Origin of the sequence: Sporosarcina thermotolerans (assembly GCF_042658975.1) — a bacterium.
Taxonomy (GTDB): Bacteria; Bacillota; Bacilli; order Bacillales_A; family Planococcaceae; genus Sporosarcina; species Sporosarcina thermotolerans.
Window position 1 is genome coordinate 31,702 of sequence record NZ_JBHSRM010000009.1, and the last position, 25,055, is coordinate 56,756.

General features: G+C 41.0%; 30 protein-coding genes. 11 read left to right on the forward strand and 19 right to left on the reverse strand.

What is annotated here, in order from left to right; genetic code table 11:
* Window positions 1–7 precede the first annotated feature (7 nt).
* Window positions 8–451 (reverse strand): SRPBCC family protein, encoded by a 444-nt coding sequence (locus ACFPZG_RS05565; RefSeq protein ID WP_283733959.1) that lies wholly within the window; start codon window positions 449–451, stop codon window positions 8–10.
* A gap of 112 nt (window positions 452–563) precedes the next feature.
* On the opposite strand from ACFPZG_RS05565, the gene ACFPZG_RS05570 reads away from it, so the two are divergent.
* On the forward strand, window positions 564–887 hold the full coding sequence (locus ACFPZG_RS05570) for an ArsR/SmtB family transcription factor (protein WP_283733958.1): 324 nt from the start codon (window positions 564–566) through the stop codon (window positions 885–887).
* A 15-nt stretch (window positions 888–902) separates the two neighbouring features.
* Window positions 903–1,115, forward strand: coding sequence for a hypothetical protein (locus tag ACFPZG_RS05575; protein ID WP_283733957.1), 213 nt, complete (start codon window positions 903–905; stop codon window positions 1,113–1,115).
* A gap of 48 nt (window positions 1,116–1,163) precedes the next feature.
* Here the strand turns inward: ACFPZG_RS05575 and ACFPZG_RS05580 are convergent, their stop codons facing one another.
* Window positions 1,164–2,741: an FAD-dependent oxidoreductase gene (locus tag ACFPZG_RS05580; RefSeq protein ID WP_317940866.1), complete on the reverse strand. Its 1,578-nt coding sequence runs from the start codon at window positions 2,739–2,741 to the stop codon at window positions 1,164–1,166.
* Between the two features lie 292 nt (window positions 2,742–3,033).
* On the opposite strand from ACFPZG_RS05580, the gene ACFPZG_RS05585 reads away from it, so the two are divergent.
* From ACFPZG_RS05585 to abc-f, 3 genes are all read left to right on the forward strand, one after another.
* Window positions 3,034–3,504 (forward strand): DinB family protein, encoded by a 471-nt coding sequence (locus ACFPZG_RS05585; protein WP_283733956.1) that lies wholly within the window; start codon window positions 3,034–3,036, stop codon window positions 3,502–3,504.
* Window positions 3,505–3,634: 130 nt separating this feature from the next.
* Window positions 3,635–3,754, forward strand: coding sequence for an RAxF-45 family protein (locus ACFPZG_RS05590; RefSeq protein WP_317940867.1), 120 nt, complete (start codon window positions 3,635–3,637; stop codon window positions 3,752–3,754).
* 115 nt (window positions 3,755–3,869) lie between these two features.
* On the forward strand, window positions 3,870–5,699 hold the full coding sequence (gene abc-f, locus ACFPZG_RS05595) for a ribosomal protection-like ABC-F family protein (protein WP_317940868.1): 1,830 nt from the start codon (window positions 3,870–3,872) through the stop codon (window positions 5,697–5,699).
* 68 nt (window positions 5,700–5,767) lie between these two features.
* On the opposite strand, the gene ACFPZG_RS05600 is transcribed toward abc-f, so the two are convergent.
* Complete coding sequence (locus ACFPZG_RS05600) at window positions 5,768–5,914, reverse strand: hypothetical protein (RefSeq protein ID WP_283733955.1); 147 nt, start codon at window positions 5,912–5,914, stop codon at window positions 5,768–5,770.
* A 63-nt stretch (window positions 5,915–5,977) separates the two neighbouring features.
* On the opposite strand from ACFPZG_RS05600, the gene ACFPZG_RS05605 reads away from it, so the two are divergent.
* Window positions 5,978–6,154, forward strand: a complete 177-nt coding sequence (locus ACFPZG_RS05605; RefSeq protein ID WP_381426432.1) for a hypothetical protein — start codon at window positions 5,978–5,980, stop codon at window positions 6,152–6,154.
* On the opposite strand, the gene ACFPZG_RS05610 is transcribed toward ACFPZG_RS05605, so the two are convergent.
* Window positions 6,146–6,601 carry a DIP1984 family protein gene (locus ACFPZG_RS05610; protein WP_283733954.1) on the reverse strand — a complete coding sequence of 152 codons (456 nt, stop codon included), beginning with the start codon at window positions 6,599–6,601 and terminating at the stop codon, window positions 6,146–6,148. The genes ACFPZG_RS05605 and ACFPZG_RS05610 overlap by 9 nt on opposite strands.
* 37 nt (window positions 6,602–6,638) lie before the next feature.
* Window positions 6,639–8,225 carry a M2 family metallopeptidase gene (locus tag ACFPZG_RS05615; protein ID WP_283733953.1) on the reverse strand — a complete coding sequence of 529 codons (1,587 nt, stop codon included), beginning with the start codon at window positions 8,223–8,225 and terminating at the stop codon, window positions 6,639–6,641.
* 131 nt (window positions 8,226–8,356) lie between these two features.
* On the opposite strand from ACFPZG_RS05615, the gene ACFPZG_RS05620 reads away from it, so the two are divergent.
* A complete protein-coding gene (locus ACFPZG_RS05620; protein WP_317940869.1) occupies window positions 8,357–8,542 on the forward strand; it encodes a hypothetical protein in 186 nt (61 codons plus the stop codon).
* A 156-nt stretch (window positions 8,543–8,698) separates the two neighbouring features.
* Window positions 8,699–8,920: a hypothetical protein gene (locus ACFPZG_RS05625; RefSeq protein ID WP_317940870.1), complete on the forward strand. Its 222-nt coding sequence runs from the start codon at window positions 8,699–8,701 to the stop codon at window positions 8,918–8,920.
* A gap of 66 nt (window positions 8,921–8,986) precedes the next feature.
* On the opposite strand, the gene ACFPZG_RS05630 is transcribed toward ACFPZG_RS05625, so the two are convergent.
* The 14 genes from ACFPZG_RS05630 to ACFPZG_RS05695 form a co-directional block, all read right to left on the reverse strand.
* Window positions 8,987–9,358 carry a nuclear transport factor 2 family protein gene (locus tag ACFPZG_RS05630; protein WP_283733950.1) on the reverse strand — a complete coding sequence of 124 codons (372 nt, stop codon included), beginning with the start codon at window positions 9,356–9,358 and terminating at the stop codon, window positions 8,987–8,989.
* Between the two features lie 15 nt (window positions 9,359–9,373).
* Window positions 9,374–10,354: a phosphotransferase enzyme family protein gene (locus ACFPZG_RS05635; RefSeq protein ID WP_317940871.1), complete on the reverse strand. Its 981-nt coding sequence runs from the start codon at window positions 10,352–10,354 to the stop codon at window positions 9,374–9,376.
* A 156-nt stretch (window positions 10,355–10,510) separates the two neighbouring features.
* Window positions 10,511–11,020 (reverse strand): DUF5412 family protein, encoded by a 510-nt coding sequence (locus ACFPZG_RS05640; RefSeq protein WP_381426433.1) that lies wholly within the window; start codon window positions 11,018–11,020, stop codon window positions 10,511–10,513.
* A gap of 62 nt (window positions 11,021–11,082) precedes the next feature.
* Window positions 11,083–11,931: a DUF817 domain-containing protein gene (locus ACFPZG_RS05645; RefSeq protein WP_317940872.1), complete on the reverse strand. Its 849-nt coding sequence runs from the start codon at window positions 11,929–11,931 to the stop codon at window positions 11,083–11,085.
* Window positions 11,932–11,959: 28 nt separating this feature from the next.
* On the reverse strand, window positions 11,960–12,172 hold the full coding sequence (locus ACFPZG_RS05650; RefSeq protein WP_283733946.1) for a helix-turn-helix domain-containing protein: 213 nt from the start codon (window positions 12,170–12,172) through the stop codon (window positions 11,960–11,962).
* Window positions 12,173–12,181: 9 nt separating this feature from the next.
* Entirely contained in the window at window positions 12,182–12,661 is a 480-nt protein-coding gene (locus tag ACFPZG_RS05655) for a DUF2975 domain-containing protein (RefSeq protein WP_317940873.1), read from the reverse strand.
* A gap of 147 nt (window positions 12,662–12,808) precedes the next feature.
* Complete coding sequence (locus tag ACFPZG_RS05660; RefSeq protein WP_381426434.1) at window positions 12,809–14,053, reverse strand: RtcB family protein; 1,245 nt, start codon at window positions 14,051–14,053, stop codon at window positions 12,809–12,811.
* An 81-nt stretch (window positions 14,054–14,134) separates the two neighbouring features.
* Window positions 14,135–14,548: a hypothetical protein gene (locus tag ACFPZG_RS05665; protein ID WP_283733944.1), complete on the reverse strand. Its 414-nt coding sequence runs from the start codon at window positions 14,546–14,548 to the stop codon at window positions 14,135–14,137.
* Between the two features lie 462 nt (window positions 14,549–15,010).
* Entirely contained in the window at window positions 15,011–15,817 is an 807-nt protein-coding gene (locus tag ACFPZG_RS05670; RefSeq protein ID WP_317940874.1) for a YqhG family protein, read from the reverse strand.
* Between the two features lie 17 nt (window positions 15,818–15,834).
* Window positions 15,835–17,373, reverse strand: coding sequence for a DEAD/DEAH box helicase (locus tag ACFPZG_RS05675; protein ID WP_381426440.1), 1,539 nt, complete (start codon window positions 17,371–17,373; stop codon window positions 15,835–15,837).
* A 292-nt stretch (window positions 17,374–17,665) separates the two neighbouring features.
* A complete protein-coding gene (rlmD, locus tag ACFPZG_RS05680; protein WP_283733943.1) occupies window positions 17,666–19,060 on the reverse strand; it encodes a 23S rRNA (uracil(1939)-C(5))-methyltransferase RlmD in 1,395 nt (464 codons plus the stop codon).
* Between the two features lie 199 nt (window positions 19,061–19,259).
* Window positions 19,260–20,675, reverse strand: coding sequence for an aspartate ammonia-lyase (aspA, locus tag ACFPZG_RS05685; protein ID WP_283733942.1), 1,416 nt, complete (start codon window positions 20,673–20,675; stop codon window positions 19,260–19,262).
* Window positions 20,676–20,891: 216 nt separating this feature from the next.
* The gene (locus tag ACFPZG_RS05690; RefSeq protein WP_283733941.1) at window positions 20,892–21,296 is read right to left on the reverse strand and encodes a DUF1259 domain-containing protein; all 405 of its coding nucleotides are present in this window, start codon (window positions 21,294–21,296) and stop codon (window positions 20,892–20,894) included.
* 135 nt (window positions 21,297–21,431) lie between these two features.
* Window positions 21,432–21,863 (reverse strand): hypothetical protein, encoded by a 432-nt coding sequence (locus ACFPZG_RS05695; protein WP_283733940.1) that lies wholly within the window; start codon window positions 21,861–21,863, stop codon window positions 21,432–21,434.
* Between the two features lie 202 nt (window positions 21,864–22,065).
* Between ACFPZG_RS05695 and ACFPZG_RS05700 the strand changes: the two genes are divergently transcribed.
* The 3 genes from ACFPZG_RS05700 (at window position 22,066) to ACFPZG_RS05710 (ending at window position 24,943) form a co-directional block, all read left to right on the forward strand.
* On the forward strand, window positions 22,066–22,536 hold the full coding sequence (locus ACFPZG_RS05700; RefSeq protein WP_283733939.1) for a hypothetical protein: 471 nt from the start codon (window positions 22,066–22,068) through the stop codon (window positions 22,534–22,536).
* A 105-nt stretch (window positions 22,537–22,641) separates the two neighbouring features.
* Window positions 22,642–24,249, forward strand: coding sequence for a hypothetical protein (locus ACFPZG_RS05705; protein ID WP_317940876.1), 1,608 nt, complete (start codon window positions 22,642–22,644; stop codon window positions 24,247–24,249).
* A 16-nt stretch (window positions 24,250–24,265) separates the two neighbouring features.
* Entirely contained in the window at window positions 24,266–24,943 is a 678-nt protein-coding gene (locus ACFPZG_RS05710; RefSeq protein ID WP_317940877.1) for a DUF2642 domain-containing protein, read from the forward strand.
* Window positions 24,944–25,055 lie beyond the last annotated feature (112 nt).

A 25,055-nucleotide genomic window follows, 5' to 3' on the forward strand; every position in this document is an offset into this window, starting at 1 on the left:
TATTAGTTCAGTGAACCAGCGAAGCCCTCAACGTAGTAATTCCATTCTCCAAATACCCTTTCAGGCAAGTGAGCATATACACCCAGCCTCCTGTTTGCCCCACCATTTTACTTACAACATCAGGATCATCCGCTCTTAATCCAGATTCAGTCACTTCAAGGATTGTGCTCTCCTCATCTACTGCATTAAACACAAGCCTAACGGTCGTTTCTTGATCTTGACCTCCCCAAATGAAAACAATTTCCTTATTCTCCTTGACACTCAATACATGGATATCCCCTTCGGCACCATATTCCTCGTACCTCCAAGTGATTGTCTTACCTTGTTCAACCCTGCTTGTACCTGAAGAAAACCAGTAGCCGCCCATCTTCTCAGGGTCTACAATTGCCTCAAATACTACATCCACCGGTTTATATATTTTCATTTTTGACGTCACATTCGTATTCATCATCTTCAACTTCCCTTCATATCCAATCTATTTTCCTTTGTACATATTCGATTTATTCTTAAGAAATCCTTTTTTTGTTTGTACTTTCCAACGACCTGTAATATAATACTTACATATGATACATTTAAATGAAGGCGATGACTTATTAGCGGTTTTAGAAGCCCTCTCCAACCCGCACCGCTTGAAAATTATCGCGGTGTTGTCGGAAGGGCGACAATACGTCAGCGAATTGGCGCGTCTACTTGGAATGAGTAGGCCTCTGCTGTATTTGCATCTACAAAAGTTAGAGGAGGTCCAATTGGTCACAAGCAATATGGAGATTTTAGAAAGTGGCAAAGCGGCGAAATTTTACGCGCTTACATCATTCCATTTTGAATTGAACGAGGATTTGGTCCACCGTTTAGCGCAAACGCTTACGATGTCGAAGAAAAACAAATAAAGGAGGGAAATTCAATTGGGATATTTAGGTTTATTAATGGCACTTTTACCCATAATTATCTTTATTGCAATAATCATTTTTATCGTGAAAACAGTAAAAGGCTTTGAAAAAAGAGCCGAAGAAAAACTGGCACTTGAACGAGAACAAAATGCAATTCTTCAACAAAAAATGAGTGAGATGAATACCCGGATTACTTCAATTGAAAAGATGCTAAAGGAAGTTGAATAAATGAGAAACAACCCATCTCAGCATAATGCCGAGATGGGTTGTTATCATTTAATACCCCGAGTCTTCCGAGGTCAAATTATCCATCATCGTATAATCATACTTCTGCAATGGTTTCTCAGCAGGTCCCTCAATCACTTCACCAGTAAATTTGAATCTTGAGCCATGGCATGGGCAGTCCCACGTCTTGTCACCGTTATTCCATTCGACTTCACAACCGATATGCGTGCAAGTTGTATCCACAATATGGACCTTCCCGTCATCATCACGGTATGCTCCCTTTCGGTGCCCGTCGAGTGTGATGACCGCACCCTCACCCTTCGCCAAATCTTCCGGTTTCGTATTCGGGGAATCGAGCTTCCCTTTGATTAATTGACCAACGACGTTAGCATTTTGAACGAGGAAATTCTTCAAGCTTGGGTGCGCATAAAAGCGGGATGGAGTATACAGTTTCTCAAACTTATTTTCCTTTCCTGTTACCATATCCCTGAAAAGCAATGCCGCTGCTGTTCCATTCGACATCCCCCATTTCCGGAAGCCAGTTGCAATCAGGATATTTGGATTCCCAGACGTTATCTCGCCGATATATGGCAGTTTATCCAACGTGACCAAATCCTGAGCTGACCATCTGTTCGTAATCTCCTTGAGCCCTAAAACTTCTTCGCCAAACATCTCCAATGCCCGATAATGATCCATCGTCTCCACCGGACTTTGACCGGTTTTATGATTCTCACCGACGATGAGCACCAATTCTTCGCCGTTGTCCATAATCGACCGTAAAGAACGGGTCGGTTCATCCGCGCTTATGAAGATACCCGGCGGGAACTTTTTTTGTGATTTAACTGCGAGGGCATATGATCGATCTGCATACATCCTCGTAGAATAAAGACCCGTTCCTTCGTAAAACGGAAAATGGGTGCAAATTAAAACATGCTTCGCCGATATTCGCTTCTCTTCACGTGTCAGGACAACCGGACGCTCACCCGTTTCAATATTAACTGCAACCGTATCCTCAAAAATCTGTCCACCGCTTTTTTGGAATAAATCAATAAGATGCACCAAGTACTTTGTCACATGAAATTGTGCCTGATCCTTCATGACAAGTACGTTTTTCACATCAATATCAAAAGGCATGCTATCGACTAATCCGCCTCTGATCTGTAGCCTCTGATACGCTTCCGCTTCCTTTTTAATCTTTTCGGCATATTTATCGCTGACCGAGTAAATATACGCATCCACACTTGTGAAATCACAGTCGATTCCATTTTTCTCAACCGTTTCTTTTATGAATTCCAAGGCTTCCATATTCGCTTCATAATATAATCTCGCCGTATTCCTACCCATATTATGAATGAATTCATCATAAATCAGATCATGCTGCGCTGTAATTTTAGCTGTCGTGTTCCCGGTCGTCCCGTTCAACACTTTATCCGCTTCAATCATAGCGACTTTCAGACCAACACTCGCCAATAAATAGGCTGATGTAATACCCGTGATGCCCGCTCCAACGACAATAACGTCCACATCAATATCTTCCTGTAAACTTGGAAAGGTTGGAAACTCGACACTCGTCCTCCAATATGGCTCCGGATGCTCTGGAAGTTTTCCATTCAGTTGATCATTACTCATTCTTAATCCTCCTGTACTATGTACTGAACATAGGCTTCCCATTTGTCGGGAGTACATATACCTGTTGGATTGAGATAAAGGGAAGAATCTGCCCCTGTAAAATGGATATAGCTTTGAATTATTAGAGACAACAGCTGACGTACTACGATTGCAGGAATCAAAGTCATTTTATACGCCCGTGACCAAGCCCTTCCTCAGTTTTGGTCATTGGTATTTTTTCGCCCTCAAAAGTATGACACTCCCCTCCCCATTCGCTATACTTGTTTAGGAGAAGAAAAAAGGAGTGGTTCATATGTATCGTAAAGTTGAAGATTACGTTGAAGATTGGAACGCCTCAGCTAACGGAACACTAAATGTCATTAAAGCAATAACGAATGACAAATTAGATCAGGCAATCGTCGAGGGGCATAGTACTCTTGGCTGGTTGGCGTGGCATTTAGTGGGATCAGTCGGCTTTTTTGGTGGCTTATCTGGATTGAAAATCGAAGTACCTGCACATACTGAGCCGGTACCTACAGATGTGACAGAAATCGTTGCAGCATATGAAAAAGTGATGGCATCCATGGAAAATGAAATAGCGAACCTTACAGATGACTCGTTGACTGAAAGAGTTCCTGCATTCGGAACTGAAATTTCGCGCGGTAAGTTGCTACGCACATTTATCGATCACCAAACGCATCACCGCGGACAAATGACAGTGTTGTTGAGACAAGCTGGTCTTGCTGTTCCTGGTGTAATGGGTCCGACGAAGGAAATGCAATAAGTAAATCCGCCACCCCCTTTGAATGTTACTTTCAAAGGGGTTATTTTTCAGCAATTTAAAAAACTAATTGCTTTGAATGAAAAACTATGTTAAACTTTTCTCACTATTAGCGAGCGGAGGTGAGGATGGAATGTTGGACACTGTGTATGCACGTGAGACTCTATTGGAATATTTAGCCACTTCATGTGCGATTACTCATGAAATTGCCCACAACGGGATAGGTATGCCCTTTTTTAGACAATTTCAGTAATCACACAGCTGTTTGGCACTTCATTCCTTACATGAATTTTAAGGAGAAGATCGCATAAACGCGGTCTTTTTTTGTTGCCGAATTTCGTGTGTAAAACGAGAGGAAGCGGAAAACGATGATATGTACAGTACAAAATATAAGCAAGATGCTTGGCGGAAATACTATTTTTGAAGATTTATCTTTGGACGTTAAAACCGGTGAAAGATTGGGTGTCGTTGGACGTAATGGAAGTGGGAAGACGACTTTATTCAAACTGATTGCAGGAGTTGAAACGCCTGATAGTGGGTTCATTCATTTTAAAAAAGGGATGACTATCGGGTATTTGGCGCAAATCCCATCATTCGCAAAAACGACGACAGGATTGGATGTCCTTTACACAGCATTTGAGGGTTTAAAGGAAATGCAATCTCAAATGACCGATCTTGAGATTAATATGGCTAACGCAGGTCCCGACGAAATGGAAAAGCTTTTAAAACGTTACGGTGATTTGCAGGAAACATTCACGAATCGCGATGGGTATTCGATGGATTCCGAAGTCGCCAGTATAATCACCGGCTTACAATTAGGTCCGTTTGTTAACAGGACTTTCGATCAATTGAGCGGTGGTGAGCAAACGAAAATCATGCTTGGACGGCTTTTATTGACGAAACCAGATCTGCTGCTGTTAGATGAACCGACAAACCATCTCGATCTTTTTGCAGTGGAATGGCTTGAAGAGTTTTTGAACGCATATGCGGGCACAGTTGTCATTGTTTCGCATGACCGATATTTTCTTGATTCTGTTGTCACTAAAATTGCCGACTTGGAAGATGGTGAGATTCGGATTTATCATGGTGATTATTCGTCTTTTGTCATAGAAAAAGAACAACAACTGTTGAGGGAGTTTCAGGAATACGAAGAACAGCAGAAGAAAATTCGGAAGATGAAAGAAGCTATCAAACGGTTGCGCATATGGGCGAATGAAGCGAATCCTCCGAATGCGGGACTTCACAGGCAAGCGCGCAATATGGAACGTGCGCTAGAACGAATGGAAAAGGTTCGCAAGCCGTTGATCGACCCGAAGAAAATGGCTTTGACATTCGAAGCTGCACCTCGAAGCGGGAAAGAAGTCGTTGTAATGGAGGCAGTGTCGAAATCTTTCGGCGAACAGAAGTTGCTTACGAATGCAAATCTGCATGTTTACTGGAAAGACCGGATGGCAATTGTCGGGCGCAACGGCACCGGAAAATCAACCATTTTGAAAGCCCTTTTAGGTGAATTACCTGTGGACAGCGGGATGAGCAAATTAGGAAGTAATGTGAAGGTCGGAAGCTTGTCTCAACACTTTGAAATCGACAATCCAAAGGCTCGATTGATAGATGTGTTTCGAGATGAGGTGAGTGTCACTGAAGGCGACGCAAGGCATATTCTTGCAAAATTCATGTTTTACGGTCCTGATGTATTTAAGCGGATTGCTGATTTGAGCGGCGGCGAGAGAATGCGGTTGCGGCTAGCGCAATTAATGCATCAGGACATTAACTTCCTTGTGTTAGATGAACCGACAAACCATCTGGATATCGAATCGCGCGAAGTTTTGGAGGAAGCACTTGAAGATTTCCCTGGCACAATTCTTGCCGTTTCACATGATAGGTATTTCTTGAATAAACTTTTCCCCAGAACGGCGTGGCTTGAAAACGGGACCTTAACAACTTTTGAGGGACCTTTTGATTGGGCTCGTGAAAAATGGCGGGAATTTGTTAGTACGGAAGAAGTGAAACCGGCGACTACCGTCAAAAAGAAAGTGCATGCCGCAAAGCCGCTGGATTTGGAAACCGAAATCTTGAAATTGGAAGCCGAAATTGCTTCTTTAAGGGGGCAGGCAAGTGATAGGCAAGTATCTTTGATAACGGATTTAGAGAATAAGTTGGCATCCTATTATGATGTATGGCTTGCTGACGCGGAATAAGGATTGATTCAGAAAAACGTCACGGCATCTTGGTGTCGGGACGTTTTTTCTTGATTCAATAGATAGGCCTAAGGTAATGATACGACGATATATCCGTTGATTTGACCGATAACTTTCGGGAAGTGACCGATAACTCCCGGAAACTGACCGATAACTCTCCGAAAGTGACCGATAACTACTTTACCAATCAAAAAAGCACCTATGCCCTCAAGCATAGATGCCTTCCTCCCCTATTAAGGAGCCCCGATCCCACCCTCACTGACTTCGCAAATTAGTGCATGGTCGTTACAATAACAATCTATTTGTACAAATGTCACGGTACTGGGCTTCAATTGTTCATGACGGATTCGAACCGATTGGTATACCCCATCTACCTACCATTGAGTCCGACTTTCCCAGTCGGCGGGTTTGCACTCACCTTTACGAAAAACAGTTACCGACTTACATTAGATTAAATCGATACTCCAATTCAATCCTTGAATCTTCGTGTCCATTTCCCTAAACTCTTTTGATAATTGGTCCACCTGCTTTTGAATTGCCTTGACGTCCACCGTGCTGATGATTTTGATCTCAGTGCGGCTATATCGATCATTTCTGACAGACGCTTCTTCCGCAATTTTCCCTAACATCAACCGTTTATCCCAGATTTGATCACGCTCTGCCAAAGCATCCGCAAGCGTGCGTGTTTCGTCGAATTGAATGGAACAATTCGTTTTATTGATGCGCTTGATTAAAAACGTTAATTCTTTCATAATGCCGTCTAACTCAGCAAGCATCGCGTTCGGATCCTCCGAGGGTTCCTCTCCCTCTTGGATTTTTAGGTTCATGCTGATCCGTCTTTTCAGCTGCTCGATTCTCTTCTGGTAATCCGCCCGCGTTATCAATGCCTCTGCAAGCTTCATCCAATCCCCTCCTTCATTCGAATCGGCTTTGATTTAATCAAACCAAAACTTTCTCTACAAATTGCTCAATAAAATATTGTGGATTCAACTTCTCGCCAGTCGTTCTTTCAATCTTGTCATTCCACGAATAAAGCGCACCCGGTTTAAAATACTCATCCATTAAATACGCCCCGACTTCCGGTGTAAACATGTCTTCGGAGATATTTTTTTCAATATAAGCATGTAGTTGAGAAGTCGTCAGTTCACCCAATAAGTAGTTTTGATAATAAACCGGAGCAAGCGTAAAGTGGATTTTCGCTGCCCAATGTGGGTAGTCTTGCCCCTCAGGTGGGTTGACAAATTGCACGTTTTTGACGATTTCCCACCATAAATTATTCAAATCCTGGTCAGGGTTTTCGTATAGCTCGCGCTCAAAGAATGAAAACGCCATGATCCAGCGTCCTGCGATAAGCATTTGCTTACGCAAGGATTCATTGATAAGCGGCTTTAATTCCTCTACTTCAGCAGCGTCGAGTCCTAAGAACTGCTGGAGCCAAGCTGGATCTTTTCCGAATCGACCATATAACATTGCAATCGCTTCTGTTGTCAGCGTATGCGCGCAAGATCTTAACAGGAATGGAAGTGTCGGATCAACGTATTTGAAATAAACGGCATGTCCGAATTCATGTAGCATTGTAGTCGACCAATAATCAGACGGAGCGTTATTGCATAATACGCGGATGTCGCCTTCGCGGTTAAGGTCCGTGCAAAATGCGTGCTGATTCTTTTTGTCTCGAGGATATAGATCGCTGTTCGCCAACATATCCGTAATATCCATCCCCATGCTCTTGAACGTTTCAATCGTCAATTGCTCGAGATCCTTCCCATCGTAGAACGGATCCAAGTCCAAATCCTTGGATGGCGGTGCCTCCTGGAAGAATGGGTCGGCATAATGCCAAGGTCGAAGATTGTCTACCTCAACACCAAAACGCCCTGCCAATTCCCTGTCCATCTCTTGTTTCATCTGGCGGAATGGCTCATCGGAAAGTTCCTTCAGCTTATGGAAGATCGAAAAGATCTCGTCGCGGTCAAGTTCTTGATTCTCGAAACTCATTTGGTGATAGTTTTCGTATCCTAATGAACGCGCGACTTCGTTCCGTTTTCTGACAAGGGTTAATAGCTTTTCCTCTACTTCCTTCCCAATCTGCTTACTCGCATGCCACGCTTCTTCACGTTCAGCTGAATCATTGCTCTTGATCAAAATCTGTCGAACGTCATTTTCGGATACTGATTTTCCATCAATTGTTGCACGGAATGTATTAAATATGCCGATCAATTCCGTAGAGCGCTCCACCAATTCTTTTAAATCATCTGCCGGAATCTGTTTTCCTACCATGTACGTATGAAGAGTTTCTAGCTGGCGACGCTGAATTGTCGTTAAATCGTCTTGGGCAAGGTACGCCTTTACTTGCTCAAAAAGCTCCGGATTTGAAAGATAGACGTTCGTTGCATTCTGCGCCTCGGCCGTCTTTTTATTCCATTCATCTTCTCCAGTCGTTGAAGCCATCCAGGAACTATTTGCTCTTGTAATGTGAAAATCCCTAATTGCATTATTTTGCTCCTCTAAAAACTGTTCAACTGTCATGCGCTCTTCCCCTTTTCTATTTCGTTCTTACATTATTCGACAAGTGTAGTGAAAGTTCCTTTTATGAAAGTGGATTGGAATGCATACATCCTTCATTCCCGAGCATAGTAGACGTAGGAGGTGACGATTTCATGAAAAACAATAAAAAGACGATGAATGAAAGGACTCATAATAGTTTCGAACAGTATAAAAGAGGTCTAAACACGAACAGCAATACGAATAACCCTGGTGAAAACCGCACTCAAGAACTTGCAGAGGACTTTGACGTGAAAGGCGATATATACGATACACCACTAAAACGCGAAAAAGAGAAATAAGAGTCAAGCTTACATCAGAAAGCCATCCTTGGCTTTCTGTTTTATTTTGCCCGATTGTGATTCATTATTTGGATTGTCCTACTACGTTCTAAATTCCTGCCCCCTTCATAGAATGAATGGAATCTACTATTAAACTATCAAAAAGGGGACAAGAATATGTATTCCATTCACTTCTATGAAAATAAAACATATGTACTCAATCAAGCATTAAGAACAATTCCTGCTATCGATGAGAATGTAAGAATTAAAGGGCGGAATGGCAAAGTGGTCGATGTTCAGCAAATGGATGAAAACCGATATTTTGTCTTTGTTGAATTCGAGGTAATTGTAGATAGAAGCAAAAAGGTAGAGAGTGATCCGAGAAAGAGAAGAAGATAAATAGAGATTTATGGGCAGGCAATCATAAATTCGTATGATTGCCTGCCCATTTAGTTGGTTCTATTATTAAAATATACCATTCTCGTTTGGTGAATCTTCCTGTACTGCTTGCCCGACATCCCACATTTCAACAATTTTACCTGCTTCAAAACGGAATATATGGACAGCGGCCCCTCCGAAATCCTCAGGATTTTGTTTAATATGGGAAAACACCATTACCCGATTTCCCTCTTCAATCGATTGTTTTACTTCAAGTGTCTTGTTTGGGCTCATGCCATCATTCTCTTTCATCGCTTGCTTCAATGACTCCATGTCCCCGGGAAAGTATGGGTTATGATGACGAAGATCCGGACTTACATACGTCTCATACGCCTCGTCAATCTTTCCCGCGACGACTAACTGAAGAAAATTTACTGCTTGTTCTTTTAATAGATCCATATTATTTGCACCCTCTCAATTAAATAAATACTTCACTTTTTCGAGCTCTTCTTTGTATGGAATAATTCCCGTGATACAATTCCCTTTTAACTCTTCTAGTTTATTTGCCTGCCAGTCCATCATATCATCAGGAGCCCACTTTAAAACAAATAGCAAATAAAGATAAACTTCTCGCATCTGTAAACAAACTTGAAGTTGTTCATACATATCCGCATTCAGTTGTCTTTTCATAGAATAACCCTTCAAAAAAGATGAGAGAAATTCATACGGAAAGTTTTTAGACTCAGGGTGGAATGACATTCCCGTCCATAAAGCATGATAGATGGAGACCGCCAGATCCTGCATATAAAAGTGATACGTGCAATCATCAAAATCATAGAAAACAAAGCCATTTTTATTCAGATGAAAATTACCCTGGTGTAGATCATTATGGATTAACCCAAACGTTTCAGGGGTCCTGCTCCACGTAGCCATTTCATTTATTAGTTGTTCAAGTTTACCTTTTAGCCACGCATCAGCAATGGTAGTTTTCTTCCTCTCTTCACTGTCCAAATAGACGTGACGATTGATCCCGGATATTTTCACATTATGCATGTAAGCTATTTGCCTACCCCATTCATGGAAGAATTCCTGATCCCATTCATCGGGATTCATAACATCTATTGGACTGCCATCCGTATGCTCAAAAAAGGCAACCCAATATGCATTTTCATCGGTAGCTAATTCGAAAATCATATCGTATCCAGGAATTTTTTTGGGCTTTGCCACCTGTGCCCCTGCATCACTTAGGGCCATAATCCAATCAAGCTCCGACTTTATTTCCTCTTTTGTCCTGCAACTGTGCAAACTGAGACGGGCTACAAGTTTTTCATTATTAGTTGTAATGATAAAAACATAATTATGGTACCCATCCGACGCAGGGACTATTTCCACCTCTTCATTGTCAAACAGATCTTTCAGCTTGTTAATTAAGACTTCTTTTTCTCCTTGCATCATAGCCAATTCCCACTCCATAACATAATTGCTTTCCACCTGTCGTACCGTTTAAATTCGACACTAAATGTTGAAATCCTTTTAAGGATGAATCAAAAAATCCGTTGCAGGGGAAAATCCCCACAACGGATTGCTTTTGATTTTTATTAACAACAAGAGTTAGTCTTGATAACATGTATCATATTCATTTTTCATGAACCAACTTCGACACGCTAATCCCCTGTCATGATAAATCTCATGCTCTACATCCAATTTGATGCTATTGCTTTTATAAGGTCCCGCGTTGGTAATGAATATCGTTTTGTCATCTACCCAGTCAATAAGAATATTGTCATTTGCATCGCTATAATAAATTACTTTTTTGTTATTATCTTCATTATGGTTTGTTATCTCCACCCACATATTCACACCCCCCGCTGCACCACCATATGGTTCGTAATACGCATTAGCAGTATATTTCCCAGTGGGTGACACAACAGGACCTGGTCCGTTTTGGATGTACTTTTCATCGATATCGTCAAATGTAAAGAAATAGACTTCAAATACATAGATTGAGAACACCAATACAATCCCAACTAACATTGCAACCATTAACTTTTTAGGAAATGGTTTCTTTTTAATTAATGAAATTATTATCCTAACTGTAAGGATTAAAAATATAATTACCATAACGAAGGAAATTAAAAGACCAAACAAAATTAAAATAATAGCCACCCCTTTTTATAAGCCATTTACTCCCCAGTATTTTGTGTCTTTCCTTTTACAAGTTTCAAAGTAGCGACGATGAGAAAGCTAACAATCACTAATAAAAGCCATGAACTCACCTTCCCTAAGTGGACGAGACTCCATGCATCGGATTGGTTCGGATATTTCCAAGCTCCGAAAAATGTTGCGATATTTTCAGCAATCCAGATGAAAAATCCGATGAGCACAAAAGATAGAGCAATCGGCATTCGATACCTTTTTCCACCAACAACGTAAGTGACCCATGAACGCCAAAAAACGATAATCACAAGACCAGATAACCACCAACGCACGTCAATCCAAAAATGATGCCAGAAAAAGTTCAAGTAAATTGCGGACGCAAGAGGGACGACTACCCAAAAAGGTGGCCATTTAATAAGTTCCACATCCACCCTACGCCACGCCTGGCAAAGATAGCTCGCTACACTTGCATACATGAATCCGCTATACAAAGGCACCCCCATCACTTTGGAATACCCTTCCTCCGGATAAGCCCAGGAGCCCATATTCACCTTGAATAGTTCGAGTGCCAGACCGATGAGGTGAAACAATGTAATGACCTTCAGTTCATCCCGTGTTTCTATCCCGGAACGGACCATCCACCATTGTATCAAAACGAAAATGATGAGCAGCCAATCATACCGTGGCAGAAAAGGGAGTGGGAGAAATTGTGTAATAGCCAAAGAGGCAAAAATTACGACAGGAAACAGGCAGGATAGTGCCTGTTCCCAACCAAAACGAAGAAGTTGTTGGGATGCTCTTCTAACCCTAATCACAAAAGGACTTTTTTTAGATAGACGTAAATCCTGCTTCGAATAATCGCTAATTTGGCTCATAAGTTCACCACCAGATCATTTCTTTTTCTTACTCTTCACCTTTTTGATACTCCAAAATATCCCCTGGCTGACAGTCTAACGCCTTGCAGATTCCTTCCAACGTTGATAATCGGATTGCCTTCGCCTTGCCATTTTTTAAAATGGAGAGATTGGCCATCGTAATCCCAACCTTTTCCGACAGTTCTGTTACACTCATTTTTCTTTTCGCTAACATCACGTCAATGTTTATAATAATCGCCATGTTTTCACCTCAGACCGTAAATTCGTTTTCTGATTTAATTTCAATGGCATCTGTCAGAAGTTTTTGAAGTACAGCAGCAAAAACCGCAATGACAAATGAAGCAAAGATGATAACCAATCCGATTAAAATAATGCCCGGTGCATCATCCATTTCCCCCATGAGATAAAAAAGTGGCATGCCTATCACGTATACGCCACAGATAATAAGTGCACAGTATTTGATATTCTTTAATGCTTTCACAGATAAATCCGAGAAGGCTTCTCCCCTATCGATATACCCCAACAGCTTAAAGGCCTGGTATAAAGCAAAGTAAAAAGGGATTGCCGACGCATATAAATCGATCACTACAAGGTATCTTAAATAAGGCATTGTCGGATAAAGTTCCGCTGCGAATTCCCCAATTTCTGGCACAACAAATATGCAAATGGCAAGAATCGGAATCCCCATAAGAACAACAGCCAACTTTAAAAAGAGTGTTTCGCGTTTCATAAAATGCACCTCACTAATTTAATATAATTTGACTTTATCACGCAATTTATCGAATTACAATAAATATATGTTGAATAGGGATGTATTGTTATTGTTAATGAATAAAAAAAAGCCAATCAACCGGAATGTGATTGGCTTTTACGTATTTCAATCCTTATACGGATCATATTCATTCGCACCAGCCATGCAAACTCCGACTGGTTTCAATATATGGAGGACATCAATCGTCTCTTCATGTGCATCTAACACATCACGCAATTTGCGATAGACAAACGGACTTTCATCTGTCCCTCCGCCACGCAATTCGACGCCGTACTTTTGAACGGCTTGATCCATACGTTCTTGTGAAATTTTCCCACCGGACCGTGTTCGGGTTTTCCAGTTCATCCGGCCCGCCGCTTCTGTTCGACTCATGATTCGGCCAGCTCCATGGACTGTGCTAAAAAATGAATCTGCATTTGCTTCGTTCCCTTTTCCACGGACGATTACAGAAACATCACCCATACTGCCACCGATGAAGCCTAATTGCCCTGGTGCTGAAGGAGTCGCCCCTTTACGGACAACGACGTATTCCTTGCCGAAATGAGTCTCTTTCCAAGCGTAATTATGATGATTATGCACCTCAAATTCGGAAGTCGCGCCTAAAATCGAGAGAACTTCATCGATTACGTAATTCCTTCCGGCATATGCATATTTCCCACTTAACGTCATCGCACGATAATAAAGATCGCCCATTTCGCTGTTCAAATCAATTAATGTCGGCGCTTGCTCCATGCTTTCACCAGGTGCCCGGTCTGAAAATCCCCTACCACTCGCCAAGTTCAAGAATCCGCTCGCCGTCTTATGGCCGAATCCCCTGCTCCCAAAATGATTGGCGATCCACACATCACCTGTTTCTTTCTCCACTAGTACATCAACAAAATGATTCCCGGCGCCAACTGTCCCCAATTGATCTTTTGCCAATTTCTTCAGCCGATCATGCTCCTGCTTACCTATTTCCTTAAAGACGTCCCAATCCGGATCATCAAATAGTTTATGATCCACCCTTTTCATATTTTTCATCCCAACACCGAAAGAAATGGATGAAGCAATTTCATCCATAATCCGGGGAAGATCCTTTTCGATTTCAGACCACTTCAGATTAGTGCGAACCGCCTTATTTCCGCAAGCGATGTCATAGCCGACCCCCGATGGCGAAATTTGCCCGTCATACACTATAACGCCGCCAACCGGCTGACTGTATCCATAATGTCCGTCAGCACATAGCACACCGCCTGCTACCTGTCCTGCCCGTAAACAATTTTCGAATTGACGTAATGTATTATCATCATGCACACCAAATATCTTTTTCTTCATCCCCTTATCCGTCCTTTCCGTTTCAGTATCTTCCATTGTTCCATATATACGTACTAAAGAAAACAGCAATGCATGCCAAAAGCTTTGGGATGCATTGCTGTTTCCATTTAAATATTATTACCAACGAAGGTTCAGGATCACCTTACAGCATACGCCGCCCTTATCGTCTTCTTCTTGAAGCTGAATCCGAAATCCATCGGGTGTGTACTTCGTCTCAAACTTGGCAGTGATTCCCGCGGAGGTACACATTTCGTCTACTTTTTTTTGATTAGATTGTTGTGCCGAAGTCATCAATTCATGAGCGAACGTTTCAGATTCTGAAATTTTTTTAATTAACAGTTCTGCCTGTTTGATTAAATCCAAAGAATGCTTCGCAGAGTTGGTGAACCGGGTTGTTTGAACGGGTGGATAGGGGTTTGGATCACTTGGTGACGCTGTCGAGTTTTCTCGAACAGCAAGTGGGTCAGTAACTTGCTGTACAACTAATGGATAGGCTTCATGAATACTGTAAGGGAAATACCAATAATGCATTGGTTCTCCTCCTTTATTGCAATCTCTACAGTATATGCGAGGAGGAATTTCCATGTGTGAGGCGCCTATTACCTAAACATCTATTTTCGGAAAGTTGCTGCACTTCTACGGGAAGTCGACGCACTTTTATGGGAAGTTGTGGCACTTCTGCGGGAAGTCGAGACACTTCTACGGGAAGTCGTAGCACTTCTATGGGAAGTTGCAGCACTTCTATGGGAAGTCGAAGCACTTCTACGGGTAGTCGAAGCACTTCTATGGGAAGTCGCAGTGCTTCTATGGGAAGTCGAAGCACTTCTATGGGAAGTCGAAGCACTTCTACCGGAAGTCGTAGCACTTCTATGGGAAGTTGCAGCACTTCTATGGGAAGTCGAAGCACTTCTACGGGTAGTCGAAGCACTTCTATGGGAAGTCGAAGCACTTCTATGGGAAGTCGCAGTGCTTCTATGGGAAGTCGAAGCACTTCTATTGGATGCCTACATTAGTTTGCAAATAAAACAGACCGCCATTGATAACCTCGACTTTCACCTTCGTCTCATACTGCTCTTCCATCGCTTTCTTCTCACCCTCATAGCACTCGGGCCGATTCGCTTCATCAATATCTCTGTAAAAATACTCCAAAACGAGCAAGTCTTTTCGAAGTCTTTCCTTCGCTTCTTCCGCCCATGTATGATCATCATGTAAGATTTGGTTTTCAATCACAGCATCTAACCGCTCCAAGGCACGTAACGGTTTAATAATATATGGCACGTGGAATGTGTTCGGCGCAATCGTGCTTTCCAAATTCAAATGACTAATCGATTCCTGAAACCCATTTATAATGGCACCTGTCAGCAGATTAATGCCCAACGAATAAAGGATTTCCTTTGTCCGATCACTGGAGTACGTTATTTTATAATTCACGCCAACCCAAGGTGTCAATATCGTTTGCTCTCCACTTTGATTTACATTCTTTTCGTACATTTGCACAAATGAGCCAAGCTCCTTTGTCACTTTGAACAATTGGTTAAGACGGGGGGAACCGTAATGAACAACCTCCCCCGCAATACTTTCAGTAAGTCTATTTTTATCTGTGATTAACGTAAGCTGTGCCGGATTCGGTTCATCCCCCGTACTCTCCAGGTACTTCCAATAAAAAGGCCGGTTCATAATTCGTTTATCCATTTCAATCGTCAATTGTACATTTAGAAAATCATTGCTTTCCCGAAGAATTTCACAATTATTCTCCTGGAAAAACTGCCGAACATATTGATGAATCTGTTGAGGGTACATACGCTACCTCCTTGTTGTTAGATCGACATTTTAAATGTCAGGATATCATCCAACTCGCCCACCACTTTTTCAAAGACGCCAATTTTCACATTCAGCAACTCTAATATATGGTCCTCAATTGTATGTTTGATGGCTAAATTGTATATATTAACATCATGCTCTTGTCCCAACCTGTGGACACGACCAATCCGTTGTTCAAGCTTCATCGGGTTCCATGGCAAATCATAGTTAATGACATGATGGCAAAATTGGAGGTTTATCCCTTCACTACCGGATTCGGTTGCAATTAATACTTGGGCTTTTTCTTTAAATAACTGCTTCATCCACTCACGTTTACTTTTGCTAAATTGGCCATTGAACGGGACACTGATGATTCCTCTTTCGTATAGATAACTTTGCAAAAATGATTGACTTGCACGGTACTCCGTAAAGATAATTACTTTCTCGCCATCCGTTTGTTTGATAATTTCATAAGCCTTTTCCGCTTTGGTATTTCGATCAAGCTCGGATAATTTCAGTATAATCTCATCTGTGAAAGAGATTTCTTCAGATTTCGTACATTTTTGTCGCATTTCATTCAACGTAAGGAATGCTGCATGTTTACTACTGCATATTTCTTTTTGTAAGGTAATCATCGAAAATGCACCCGAAAATACGGGGGAGACATGCTTTAGTTCCGAAATCATATCGTACACTTCTTTTTCCTTATCACTGAACTCAAGAGGGATGATTTGAACGCGACGGTTCGTCCATTCAATTCCCGTGTCATGCCGAGAATTCCTAACCATTACTTGATTTATCAATTCTTTTAAAAACTCGTCTTCCTCTACATTATGTTTGCTTGCGGAAAATACGGATTGGAACGTCTCAAAATTGCCTAAATGACCCGGTTTTAATAAAGAAATTAAGTTAAACAGCTCAAAAACGTCGTTTTGAATCGGTGTTGCAGTTAGCAGTAAGCAGAATTTCTTTTTTAGGTTTTGAACGAATTCATAGTTTTTCGTTTTGGGATTCTTTAATTTATGGGCCTCATCAATGATGATCAAATCATAATCCTGGTTATAAATATTTTCTTTATGTGGGCTTCTTTTCGCCATGTCCATACTGGCGATAACAATATCGCAATAACTCATGTCGTATTTTTTATTATATTGCATGACAGGAATATGGAATTTCCGGTTCAGTTCTTCGATCCATTGGTTAATTAGGGAAGCAGGGACAAGAATGAGAGCTTTTTTCACAAGCCCCCTTATTAGGTACTCTTTTAGGATCAACCCTGCTTGAATGGTCTTCCCAAGACCAACCTCATCGGCAAGTATGGCTTTCCCATTCATCCGTTCGATTACCGTTTGTGCTGCCTCCAATTGATGAGGGTAAGGCTTTAGTTCGGGTAAAAAGTTTGGTGCTTGAAGGCCGTTGAAGTCTTTGATCAATTTTGCCTTTTCCACCTCATAGCACATTTTGTATAATGTCCAATTATCCCATGCTTGGCGATTCTCTAATCGTTCCTCGAAGCCCTCTTTCCATTCGGACGATCTTTCAATTTTCATAAACATCCCCTCATCCGATATTTTCTTGTTAGAATGTCCAAAAATGATATTACTATGTGTTTGTAAGGTTTTAGACAATAGATTTAGATGGAAAAGGGGTATTTGCGCAGGAAATTTCCTTCGAAAAGCAGATATCGTTCAGTTTCCGGAAGTTATCGGTCACTTAGATGGAGTTATCGGTCACTATCCGTGAGTTATCGGTCAAGTTCACAAAGTAATCGTCGTTTCAGGACCTTTAACCTAACAATAAACCCATAAAAAAAGCCCTCTTCCATTAAAGAAGAGAGCCTCCATTCATTTATTCTGCTTCCAACGTCAACAACGCAACGCATTCCACATGTACAGTGTTTGGGAAAAGGTCAACCGGCTGAACTTTTTGAAGTTTATAACCGAATGGCACCAATTCTGCAATGTCCGTTGCGAATGTGTCCGGGTTACATGAAACGTAGACGATTCGTTTCGGCTCTGATCGCCCAATGCGGCGCATCACTTTGCCGCCAGCGCCGCAACGCGGTGGGTCAACTAACAATATATCCGCCAAGCCCCAGCTTTCATGGATTTCGTCTATTCCTTTTCGTGCATCGCGGGCAAGGAATGTTGTATTATGCAAATCATTATCCAATGCATTTCGTTTTGCTGATTCAATCGATGTTTCGACAATCTCGATGCCAGCCAATTCTTTCACTCGAGCGGCAAACGGCAATGAGAATGTACCAACACCACAAAATAGGTCAATCATTTTTTCATCTTCCTGCGGCTTGCCCATTTCAAGTGCAAGGTCGACAAGCTTCTGTGCTTGAACCGGATTTGTTTGGAAGAATGTATCGAACCAAAGGCGGTAACGGTATCCGCCTAATTCATCATAAATGAAATCACGTCCTGCCAACACGTGAGTATCTTCGGATTGTGTACGGTCTGCCAAATCTGTATTTACATGCCATAGCAAACTTTTCACGTTGGGAAACTTATCGGAGATCCGGTCAATCAGATTTTCCACTGCTGACGCGAGTTCCCCAGTTGGAGCTTTTGTCGCAAATAATGAAAGCATGATTTCGCCTGTTTCAAACGATTCACGTACCATCAAATGACGGAGCAGTCCTTCATGTGTGTCTTTATTATATCCAGTAAGGCCAAAGCCTTTCACCCATTCGCTCACTTCCATCGTTGCATCAACCATGTTACGGCCAGCAATCAGGCAAGTTTCAAGAGGGATGATTTTACGGAAATTCCCTTGCTCATGCAGGCCAAGATTTCCTTCAGGTGAAAACGTAAATTCCATTTTATTGCGGTAATGCCAATGGTCGTCCATGCCGATTGTATCCTGAACGAGGTCCGGATCCATACCAACACTTTGAATTGCTTCTTTCACATGATTCGTCTTATGCTTCAACTGGCCTTCGTAGCTCCAGTGCTGCCAAACACAGCCGCCGCAAAGTTCGAAATGCGGGCAAGGTGCTTCTACTCGGTCCGGGTTCGCGACCAAGATTTCTTCAGGCAAAGTCTTACTCCATCTCATAGACGGATTATCCACAACCACTTGTACAGTTTCTCCCGGCAAAGACTGCGGAATGATGAGCTTCAACTTTCTCAGGTTACCCTTTTCATTCTCCCGCCAAATTGCTGCCTGGCCATTTCCTTTATCGTCCAAACTGTGAATTTCAGCAACAATTTTCTCTCCTACAATAACGGTCAACTGATGATTCTCCTTTCGAAATTTCCCTTATCTATTAAAAGGCCGTCTATCTACGGCTTGTCGACTTCTGCAAAAAAAGTGACATACTGCCCTATTATAACGGATTTCGATTGGATTCACCAGATTGCGAATCAATTCAAACTAAAAAACCCTCAGTCGAATTCTCAACCGAGGGTGTTATACAGCGTTATTCAATTTCTTATGAATGCACGACGCCTTCTCTTTTCATTTCTGTCATTTGATAAGGGTCCAATAACTTGTTCAATTCATCCGCAGTTAGGACATTGTAATGTAGGCAAAGTTCCTTGAGCGGAACGCCTGTTTCAAAAGATTCACGTGCGATTTTTGAAGACATTTCATAGCCGATATATGGAGTAAGCGCCGTAATTGTACCGAGGCTTCTTTCCACATAGTTTTGCATTTGCTCAACGTTCGCTGTGATTCCACTAATGCAATATTTGCGGAAAACTTCGATACCGTTGTTCATAACAGTCAATGACTGCAATAGATTGTAGACAAGAACTGGCTCCATGACGTTCAATTCGAATTGACCAGCTTCCGAAGCAAGGCTGATTGTATGATCATTACCGATTACCTGGAACGCTATTTGGTTCATCACTTCAGCCATAACAGGATTCACTTTTCCTGGCATGATGGAAGATCCAGGTTGTCTTGCAGGAAGATTGATTTCATTCAATCCGGCTCTTGGACCTGATGCCATAAGACGTAAATCATTAGCCATTTTTGAAAGATTGATCATACAAATCTTTAAGGCCGATGACAATTCTGTGTAGACATCAGTATTTTGTGTGGAGTCGATTAAGTTTGCAGCAGATTCCAAAGGCAAACCACTGATCTCACGTAGATGTTCAACCGCTGTTTCAATATATTGTGCATTTGCGTTAAGTCCTGTACCGATTGCAGTTGCGCCCATGTTTATTTCAGAAAGATGGATTCTTGTCCTACCGATCCGTTCGATATCACGCTCAATTACACTTCTATATGCACTGAATTCTTGACCAAGTCTAATTGGAACAGCGTCTTGGAGATGGGTTCTTCCCATTTTAATAACTCCATCAAATTCCTGTTCCTTCATTTTAAGCTCTGCAGCAAACTTGTCCATTGTTTCAAGTAACTGATTGACCAATTGCTGTGTGGCAATTTTAATAGCTGTCGGGAAAGCATCATTTGTTGACTGGGACATATTAATGTGGTTATTCGGGCTAATGTAATCATAGTCACCTTTTTCACGGCCCATGATTTCAAGTGCACGGTTCGCAATGACTTCATTGGCATTCATGTTGAATGAAGTTCCTGCGCCCCCTTGAATCGGATCGACGATGAATTGGTCGGTTAAAGTTCCGGCAATTACCTCGTCCGAAGCCTCAACAATTGCAAGACCGATATCCTTTGGCAGATCATTGACAAGTACATTCGAAATGGCTGCAGCTCTTTTGACAATACCAATTGCTCGAATCAACTCAGGATGCATACGCTCCTTTGTGATTGGAAAGTTTTCTGTTGCCCGTATCGTTTGAATTCCATAATACGCGTTACCAGGAACTTCTTTCTCACCTAAGAAATCCTTCTCGACCCTACCAGTTTGAAATGTCATTTTACCCTTTTCCTCTCTATTCGTACATCGCCAAAAAGGCGTTATATGTAATATGCCCGAGCAAAAAAAATCCACGCCCGGTTTCCATATACATCGTACGCCTTTTAAGGGAAGAATGCTATCGTTTTTTAAATAAATATAAGGGTAAACTAAAATTGTCTATCTAACTGCCAACTACAGGTAAAATACTTACGGAAGTGCCTTTCACCAAAGCTATTAAGAAATAGGAGGACTGCTTAAAAACCTAAAGGAATACTCCATTTTCCTTGCGAAATCAAGTGGTGGTTCGACTGATTGTACGTGGATATACATGATTAAAGGGGACGTATATAACCAGTGATTATGCAATGCGCTGACTATCAATCCCTGATTGAGAAGGGAGTGCATGAATGCAGGAATTTCCTCCTGCAAAATCGCCATTTCCGTTAAGTTCAATGCGTTGCCATTGTGATCGAGAGACTCGAATAGTACGCCTACAGGCAAGACTGATGTGCTTGCCTTACCTTGCACTGTCGCTTTGAACGTCCGATGAAGAGCCACACGACAAACACCATTTTCTGTTTTGCTTTTACCCTTTAAAATATCTCCAAATTGCTTACAGATTGAACTGTTTTGAACCATACATCTCATCTCCCTAAAACGATTTTGCAAAGCGCAATTCAAAAAGAATCCAACCATAAGTTAATATGATTGGATTCTTTTTTGTTAGTTTAATCATTTGTAGTGAGTTTACGAAGTTGTTTCACACTGGTACGATTAGTTTTCCTCTTTATTCTTGTCTTCTTTTTTCTTTCCATCTTTTTTCTTGTCTTCTTTGTTCTTGTCTTCTTTGTTCTTGTCTTCTTTGTTCTTTCCGTCCTTACTCTTTTCATCTTTTTTCTTGTCTTCTTTGTTCTTTCCGTCCTTTTTCTTTTCATCTTTCTTCTTTACATCAGTAGTTTCTTCAACATCTGCAGTTTCTACTGTTTCAGCACCCTCAGTAGTTAGTTCAGGTTCAGCTGCAGCGGTTTCAGCAGCAAGAACGGCAGCAACAGCGGCTGCGGCGGCAGTAGCAGCTGCAGCTGCAGCAGCAGAAGAATCAGTTTCGGAAATTGCAGCAGCGGCGGCTGCGGCACCGGCTGCGGCTGCAGCGGCTACGGCTGTAGATAATGAAGTCTTTAAATGTTTATCTTTGTTTCCTTTCGGCATATAAATCCCACCTTTGAATTAGAGTTTAATATCATTGTATTCAACTGTTTATAAACTGTGTCTACAATACCTAAAACGTCTATTGCTGCCCAACTAAAAGCTAGCAAATTATAATTAAATGACCTATTTAGGCATCTGTCCATTAGCACGATTAACCCAAGACACATATAAATATGGAGATACTATTAAAGGAGGTAGACAATTGAAGAAGGATATGATCGAAACTCTCGTCGATAAAGTAGTTAAAGTCGACAGAGGAGGACCCGAATCTCGTATTGGTAGAGTGTTGGCTGTTGAGGACGATTTCTTCACGCTGTTACATGATGATGAAGGCATCATCTATTATAATACACAGCATGTTAAGAGTGTAACGTACAATTCGAAAAGCCAAGCTGATTTTGAGTATGATCTTCCAAGGAATTTCAAATACCTTAAAGCTTCAGATTTTAAAGGTATTCTGCAGAAATTAACACTTAGATGGGTGAAAATTAACCGTGGAGGCCCTGAAACGTTAGAAGGCGTAATGGATGTCGTCACTGATGATTTTGTAACAATTGTTGCAAATGAAGAAATCATCCGGGTTGCCCTCTTCCACATTCGCAATATCAGCTACGGTGTCAAACTTGAAAAATCCAAAGCTGACGAGAATAAAAATAAAGACAACAGTAGATAAGTAAGGTATGGCAATCACTCATAAGGTTGCATACGATCATCTGAGACATTCGTCGCTTCAATACATTTGAAGCGACGATATTCTTATGAAGGAGGCGCTCAGAAATTGCGAGAACCAGAGTTTGTTAAAGTATTACACGACCTTGTAAATTCAAACATCGGTTTGTTTTTGTTAAATCAACACTTTCTGGAAGGCGTTTTGTTAGCTGTTAAACAAGATCATGTTGTAATGGATAAAAATCAAAAGGTTCACTATATTTCACTTGAACATATTAAAACACTATCGAAGAACTCAAAAGATCATAGTGAAAAACCGAATCCTGTCCCTTATCTCGAAAGTCAGCTTTTCATAGATATATTAAGCGATTTGAAAAACAGCTATGTTTCCATTAATGATTCCGAAAAAGATGCACATTTTGGCGTATTGAGCAGAATATCCGAGGATCATATCGTCTTGATCAATCATGCAGAGTTACTATACATTCCTATAATTTATATTTCGAACATCCATGGCGTAATACCTGAAGGTCAAATTCATCTTACAAATCAAAAGAGAAAACTAACAAACCAACAGATTCTTAATGATGATGAAGAAATTAAGGAAGAGCTACAGGATATTGTTCTGCAGCAAGAGATTGATCACACTCAAGAAATTGTCCAACAGCAGGATGCTGACCAACTTCAGGTAATTGTCCAACACCAAGTTATTGATCAACCTCAAGAAATTGACCAACTGCAAGTTATTAACCAACTTCAAGAAATTGTCCAACAGCAAGAAGTTGACCAACTTCAGGTAATTGTTCAACACCAAGTTATTGATCAACCTCAAGCAATTGTCCAACAGGAGGACGTTGTCCAACCTCAGGATATTTTCCAACACCAAGTTATTGACCAATTTAATGAAACTACCCAACAGCAAGATATGTTGGAAAGCCATGAAGTTTTCGATACTGATGAAGAAGCTGAACTACAAGCTGTCGGAAATATAAACGTGGATACTAATGAAACGACAGAATCATTCAACATTATGTTGGAAAAAAGTCAAGAAATTCAAAACGAAGATCAAATTGTTGAAGACTATGAAGGCATTTATTCAATAAATACATTTGACGAATTAGAGAATGAACTACCAGAAGAAATTACACTCCTTGAACAGGATGCACATAAAGTAGTCGTTGAGGTAGATGAATATTCTAGAGAATTAGATGATTGGGGAGAAATGGAATCCTCGTTTATCGAAGATTCAGTGGGACTTCTTTCCTTTTCCGATCCATTAGGTTACGAAAGACGTTTTCCTCTATCCTTCTCAAAAAACAGGAAAAATGACAATCGTACAAAAACAACTCAAACAGACCAAACCAATGAAAAGGACTCTTTTTCGCTCAACGAACTTTCAATTCAGTTAAACGATCACTCTAACTTAGGGGAATTACTTGACCGTCCTACGTTTGAGAATCGTGTTGGAGAGAACGATGATATTACTGGGTTTAAAAATGAAGTGCCACAGCCTTCTAAAACCACTCACTCATCAATAACGATTATTAAAATGACTATAGAAGAAGAAAAAGCAATGTTAGAAGAGCAATTCTTTTCTTTAGCGAAGCATGCAGCTAACTATTCACAAAACAATCGGAGTAAACATCCCGTTGATGAACAATACATTTCTTTGATGAATCATGCAGCAAAAATGTATCGTCAATTAATTGATAAATAAAGAAGGAGATAGTTAAGTGAATAAAATTATTCAAAGTCTAGTTAAGGAAATTATTCGAATTGAGGTTTCTGGGAAGAGAATTGTTGGCGGTTCTCTTATTGACGTAGGAAGCGATATGATCGTGCTTTTTAACGGAATGGATTATATGTATATTCCTTTAAATCACATTCGCAGTTTCGAGGCGAGTAGTGAAAATGAAAACAACGTTCAAACACCTACAGAGTTACCAAGCATTGTCGCTGAAGAAATCCAGGAAGACTTATCATTTGAACAGGTTCTCACGAAGGCAAAAGGAAGGCTTGTTGAAATCTATGTGTCAGGTATCCAATCCTTGCATGGAACAATAACAGGTATAACGAAAAACTATATCGTATTTCAATCCCCCATTTACAAAAAGATGTATATTGCATTGGAACATATCAAATGGTTGATCCCCTTGGCACAAGATTATAAACTTTACGGGTTGGAAAACAACTTCGTCCCCTCACAGTCAAATAATGAAACATTCAGCGATACCTTCGAATCCCAAGTTGAACAGTTTAAGAATAAAATCGTTTTTTTGAATGTAGGAGAGCGTGAAAGCTTCATAGGAAAAATAAATAACGTTGAACAGCAAATCATTGAGTTTCAATTAGCAAATGCAGCCAAGATATTCTTAAACCTACGTCATATTAAAACGCTTCACGAAGTGTAAAACGGTTCAATTTTACATGGGATTCTTTTATTGGAAATCCTTTTTCAGGCTGACGAGAAATTATCGACAGCCCTTTTTTTTTTGGACTTGCCCATCATAGTATCATTGCTTG